Source organism: Propionivibrio sp. (assembly GCF_016790145.1).
In the GTDB taxonomy this organism is placed as follows: Bacteria; Pseudomonadota; Gammaproteobacteria; order Burkholderiales; family Rhodocyclaceae; genus Propionivibrio.
Map to the genome: position 1 here is coordinate 1 of NZ_JAEUOI010000165.1, position 5,247 is coordinate 5,247.

The 5,247-nt window shown below is 58.1% G+C and carries 6 protein-coding genes; 5 read left to right on the forward strand and 1 reads right to left on the reverse strand.

Going from position 1 to position 5,247, the window contains the following annotated elements; all coding sequences use genetic code 11:
- The 4 genes from JNM42_RS13580 to JNM42_RS13595 all read left to right on the forward strand — a co-directional run.
- Positions 1–314 (forward strand): IS4 family transposase (locus JNM42_RS13580; protein WP_294270930.1); only part of this gene is annotated, 314 nt, incomplete at its 5' end.
- A 67-nt stretch (positions 315–381) separates the two neighbouring features.
- A complete protein-coding gene (locus tag JNM42_RS13585; RefSeq protein WP_294270933.1) occupies positions 382–1,143 on the forward strand; it encodes a FecR domain-containing protein in 762 nt (253 codons plus the stop codon).
- Between the two features lie 26 nt (positions 1,144–1,169).
- Positions 1,170–2,489 (forward strand): tetratricopeptide repeat protein, encoded by a 1,320-nt coding sequence (locus JNM42_RS13590; RefSeq protein WP_294270936.1) that lies wholly within the window; start codon positions 1,170–1,172, stop codon positions 2,487–2,489.
- 17 nt (positions 2,490–2,506) lie between these two features.
- Positions 2,507–3,901, forward strand: a complete 1,395-nt coding sequence (locus JNM42_RS13595; RefSeq protein ID WP_294270944.1) for a FecR family protein — start codon at positions 2,507–2,509, stop codon at positions 3,899–3,901.
- 15 nt (positions 3,902–3,916) lie between these two features.
- On the opposite strand, the gene JNM42_RS13600 is transcribed toward JNM42_RS13595, so the two are convergent.
- Complete coding sequence (locus tag JNM42_RS13600) at positions 3,917–4,876, reverse strand: glycosyltransferase (protein WP_294270948.1); 960 nt, start codon at positions 4,874–4,876, stop codon at positions 3,917–3,919.
- Positions 4,877–4,887: 11 nt separating this feature from the next.
- On the opposite strand from JNM42_RS13600, the gene JNM42_RS13605 reads away from it, so the two are divergent.
- Positions 4,888–5,247: hypothetical protein (locus JNM42_RS13605; protein ID WP_294270950.1), on the forward strand; the 360-nt coding region annotated here is incomplete at its 3' end.

The window sequence follows — 5,247 nt, forward strand, 5'->3', positions numbered from 1 at the left end:
GGGCTCTGGCGCTGTTCATGGTGGTGGCTTGGCGCATCGCCCATTTGATGCGAACGGGTCGAACTTGCCCCAATCTGGACGCTGCACTGTTCTTCGATCCCGATGAAATCCGGGGCGCGTTCTTGCTGATGAAAAAGAAACAGCCAAAACGTCCTCCTCGTATCAACGAAGTCCTCCGTTTGATCGCTACCCTCGGCGGCTTTCTCGCGCGTAAGGGCGATGGCGAGCCCGGTGTCAAAACTATCTTGCTCGGTTTGCAGCGTGTCAGGGATGCCGCAACCACACTGCAGGCATTACGGGACGAGTCATTGTGATATTTGTGTATAACGAGATGGGCTAAGAGTTAGATTTTCAGACCTGATTGGGTTAGTATCCAAGGCCATGAAAGTTGCGTTATTCGTTACGCTGTCCCTGATCGCTGGTGCCTGTCTTGCCCAGGGTGCCGCTTCTGCGGTATTTGTCAGCGGGAACGCACAGATTGTCGGCACAGACGGGCAGGCGCGAGCGGCTGTACGCGGTGGTGAGCTTTTTGCCGGTGAAACGGTTGAAACAGTCGATGGCCGGGTGCAGTTGCGTTTTCTTGATGGCGCCAGCATGTCCTTGCAACCCGCAACACGCTTCAGGGTGGATGAGTATCGTTTTGTCGAACAGAACGGCAAGGCGAGTACCGGTGATCGAGGCTTTTTCTCGCTGCTCAAGGGGGGCTTCCGTACGCTCACCGGTCTTATTGGTAAACAGCAACGGGAGCAATACAAGGTTGACGCGGCGGTGGCAACCATCGGCATTCGCGGCACCGATTACTCGGCACACCTGACTGAGTCGGGCTTGTCATTGAGCACCTTCGGGGGGCTGGTCGAGGTGTGCAGCACTGCCGGGTGTGCTCTGGTCAGGCCGGGTGAAACCTTTGTTGTTGCCGACCGCGACAGCAAGCCGCAGCGCAAGGGGCCAGCCAGCGAAGGCATGTCGGTCATGCCCGATTTGCCGCCGCCGAAACCTGGTGAATCATTACCGGCGGTGACACCACCCGTACAGGGGCCGCCTCAGGTACCGCCTCAGGTACCGCCTCAGGTACCGACAACTGGATCACCGCTGCAGGGACCCGCTTATACGCCACAAACCGGGCCCTCTCGTGGAGTCCCTTGAGAATTCAAATGCTGGGAGGAACAAACATGGCAAAAAATACAATCCGGAAAATCATGGCACTGCTGCTACTGTCGCTACTGTGCCGGATGGCTTCGGCCGACGAACTGACCGACCGGGCGCAAACGCTGCTCAATCAGGGCAAGGCCGGCGATGCGTTTCAATTGCTTGACCCCGTTGAGGGTGCTCGCGCCGGTGACGCCAGCTTCGATCTGCTGTTGGGCATCGCTGCGCTTGAGTCCGGGCAGAACACGCGCGCCGTGTTCGCGCTGGAGCGTGTATTGGCGGTAGAGCCCAACAACGCCCGGGCCCGTGCCGAAATCGCTCGCGCCTATCTGGCCCTCGGTGAAACGGCAAACGCCAGGCAGGAATTTGAAACGGTACAGAAGCAGGGTGTGCCGCCCGAAGTGTCGGCAAACATTGATCGTTTCATGGATGCGGTTGACCGGCTCGATGCGGTGACCCGCACCACGCTACGCGGCTATCTGGAAGGCTCGCTGGGTTACGACACCAACGTCAACGCGGCCACCAGCAAGGGTTCGGTTGCCATCCCGGTGTTTGGTGGTTTGCCGTTCACTCTGGCCGATAGCAGCGTGGCGACCGAGGCCTGGTTTGCTACCGTGGGCGGCGGAGTTAGCGTGCGATCACCGATCAACAGCGAGGTCGCCCTGGTCGGCGGTGTGTCGGGTGTGCTGCGCAACAATTTCGGGGCGAGCGAGTTTGACAGCCTGATCGGCGATGCCTACGCCGGTGTGGTGGTGACGCAGGACAGGAACGTTTTCTCGTTTAACGCGCAGTTCAACCAGTACGACCTGGCCAGTGACCGCTATCGCACGGCGTCAGGCGTGTCGGGACAGTGGCAATTCAACTCGGATGCCAGCAATCAGCTCAGCGCTTATGTTCAGTATTCCGACTTGCGTTACCCGACGCAGTCCGAACAAAATGCCAATCGCTGGGTGGCCGGCGGCGCAATGGCCCATGCCTTCCGCAGCGGTGAGCTGGCTTTTGCCTCGGCCTATTGGGTGAACCAGAATGCGCACGATGGCGGTGCGTCGTGGCTCGGGTTCAATGGATTTGGCGTGCGTGCCGGCGGACAGATGAACTTTAACGCCCGAACCGTGCTTTTTGCCGGCGGTGCGATCGAGTATCGCCCTTATGATTCGGTCGATCCCGTATTCCTGACCACGCGCAAGGATACCGAGTATTCCTTATTGATTGGCGCCAGGTATACGCCGGCCCGGTTCTGGACCGTATCACCGAAGCTGATCTGGACTTTCAACGATTCAAACATTGATATTTACCAATATAACCGTGCAGCAGCGGCAGTAACCGTTCGCCGCGACTTCTGAGCACAAAGGAGATTGCCATGTCAGCACAACAGATTTTTCGTTTGCGCAACCCGGCACTGCTGATGGCTCTGGCCGCCGCATTTCCGGTCATTTCCTACGCGGCGGGGGCGGCCAATGTCGATTTTGCCGCAGGCAGCGTAATGGCGGTCAATGCCGTTGGCGTGCAGCGGCCACTGAGCAAAGGGGCCGAGATCGGTAACGGCGATACCATCCGCACCGGCGATGGCGGTCGCGCGCAAGTACGCTTCTCCGATGGCGCGTTGGTCTCATTGCAGCCGCAGACCGAATTTCGCATCGACAACTATCAGTTTTCAGGGAAAGCGGACGAGTCTGACAAGGGCTTCTTCAGTTTGCTCAAGGGCGGGCTGCGTACCATCACCGGCCTGGTCGGGCGATCCAGTCGCGATAACTACAAGGTGACAACCAGTGTGGCAACGATCGGCATTCGCGGCACGGAATATTCCGCAGGTTTGAACACCTCAGGAGACGAGTTGAATGTGGCTACCGGGGAGGGACTGGTCGAGGTGTGCAACGATGCTGGCTGTATTTTGCTGGCCAGTGGCGAGTCAGGCCTGGTTCAAGGCAGTGGCCAGCCACGCCGTTACAGCTCGCGCCCACGCTTGCCGCCCGCGTCAATTCCGCAAGACCTTCAGCCCGTATTTTCAAGCTCGGATCAGCGTCCTGAACCCTCTCCGCCACCTCCACCGCCCCCGACTCTGCCTCCGACCCCACCTCCGACTCTACCTCCGCCTCTTATTTCGGGTCCTAACTACGCCGTGGCTTTTGCCGGTAAAGTCTCCGGGGGGCCGGATACGGATGTTGTATCGCCGGTGAATGCCACATTTAACGCGGCGAACGCCCTGACTTCATTTACCGATGGATCTAATACATATTCTGCGAGCGTGATTGCCGGCGCTTTCTCTTCCGATGGCGTGATCGGCTGGGGGCGCTGGGCCAGCGGCACTACCACTTCAGGTTCGCTGATCGACTTTCATTATGTAACTGGCATTCCGACGCCAACGGCCGATCTCGCGGCGCTTGGCGGCATCACTGCAACGTATAACCTGATCGGGTTCACCTTCCCCACGGCACAGGATGGTACGGTTGGTCAAGCGCCGAGCGGTACGCTAACTGCCAATTTCGGGGGGGGGGTGTCTAATTCGACTGTCAGCTTGAACCTGACGGTACCGATCGGTGGGCAGACCTTCTCGATCGTTGGCGGGACATCCTGGGCGAGCGCATCAATGCCGCAGACGTTTTCCTTCAATACGGGGGGGAGTGCTTCGGCGTCTGCTGCGGTCAACGGCTTCTTTACGGGTGCCAATGCTTCTCATGCGGGAATCGCGTACAAGATCGACAGCGGCGCGTCATTGGGTGGGTCTGTGTTCGGAGTGGGTGCATTCAAGCGCTGACAGGCTTGCCATGGATTAAGCGTAAAGCCAGTCAAGGTAGTTCGCCAAGCTGGCCGCACCACAGATTCCTTGCGCACTGGCACGTGCGTTTTCGGAAAGGCGCCTGGCCTTTTCCGGGTTTCCGGCAATCTCGACGATGCGCTCGAATGCTTCTTCCTGATTGTGCACGATAAAACCATTGATCCCTGATTCGATCCATTCCGCATAACCACCTGCTGGCGATGCAACGACCGGGGTTCCCGAGGCGAGTGCTTCCATAACCGCTCTTCCCAAGGCTTCGGGTTTTCCAGGGGCTGTACGATAAAAAAAACAGTCCAGATTGGCGACAAAATCGGCGGCATCCTCTTGGTCGAGTTTCAGCAGGTCGATCACGGGTGTGTCGGCGATAAAAGGACGCAAACATTCTCCCCCCATGATTCGTACATGATGGCCACGCCACGCCAGCATGCGATAAAGCGAAACGTCTTCCGGGTGATGCTTCGCCGGATCGTCTCGCGAATGGCGACCAATCCGAAATGCCGAGGCCGGCATTCGTCGCGAGGGATGAAAACGATCAAGATCGATCAGTGGCGGACAGACGATTCCAGGCAGACCGACTGCATTTTTTAAAGCCTGCGAGACAAATACCAATTCGGCAACCGGTAGTGAAGGTCGGTCGAGAAGCGCGAGCAGGGAAAAAATCCTCTCCAGAGAAAACATGTTGCAGATCACCACGAGCCTGCGCACGCGAGCGTATTCGAGCCATATTCCTGATTCGAGATGGGTACCGAGAATGATCAGCGTCCCACCTTCTGGCCGCTGCCCAGAGTAGCTGATAATGGGCGTTGCGGCGTATCTGCTTGCGGCCCCGCCCGGCCGGTCGGCCCAAAGAGTTACCGCGCGCTTTCCGGCCAGGAGCTGAAACAGTGCAGACGCGTGATTCTCAGTGCCACCGGACCCATCAAATCGCGTGACAATGTGAATAGGCTGACTCATGATTCGCTCCCATGGATTTAACCCACATTCTAACAAGCAAACCCTCACTCGTTTTCGAGCGGGCCAAGCTGTCACGGCATATTGCCAATGCCAGCCCTCTTAAGGGTAATGAACTCGTGGAAATGGGCATCAGGCTGCATCAGGCTGGGGATCTGGAAGCGGCGTTGGCTGCATTCGAATGTGCGGCTTCTGAAATGCCGGGCAGAATAGATGTATGGCATGCCGTCTCAGCGCTGCGTCTTGCCCTCAATCGTCCGCAAGCGGCGTTGTTGGCCTGTAACGTCGCTTTGCAAATGGATACCGAGAATGTTGAAAGTTTTTTTAACGTGGCCGTGGTTCTCTCGGCGCTTGGCCTTCACGAACCGGCGCTG

Excerpts from the sequence above, each read along its gene's own strand:
- JNM42_RS13585 (WP_294270933.1), top strand. The coding sequence starts at position 382 with ATGAAAGTTGCGTTATTCGTTACGCTGTCCCTGATCGCTGGTGCCTGT.
- JNM42_RS13590 (WP_294270936.1), top strand. The coding sequence starts at position 1,170 with ATGGCAAAAAATACAATCCGGAAAATCATGGCACTGCTGCTACTGTCG.
- JNM42_RS13595 (WP_294270944.1), top strand. The coding sequence starts at position 2,507 with ATGTCAGCACAACAGATTTTTCGTTTGCGCAACCCGGCACTGCTGATG.
- JNM42_RS13600 (WP_294270948.1), bottom strand. The coding sequence starts at position 4,876 with ATGAGTCAGCCTATTCACATTGTCACGCGATTTGATGGGTCCGGTGGC.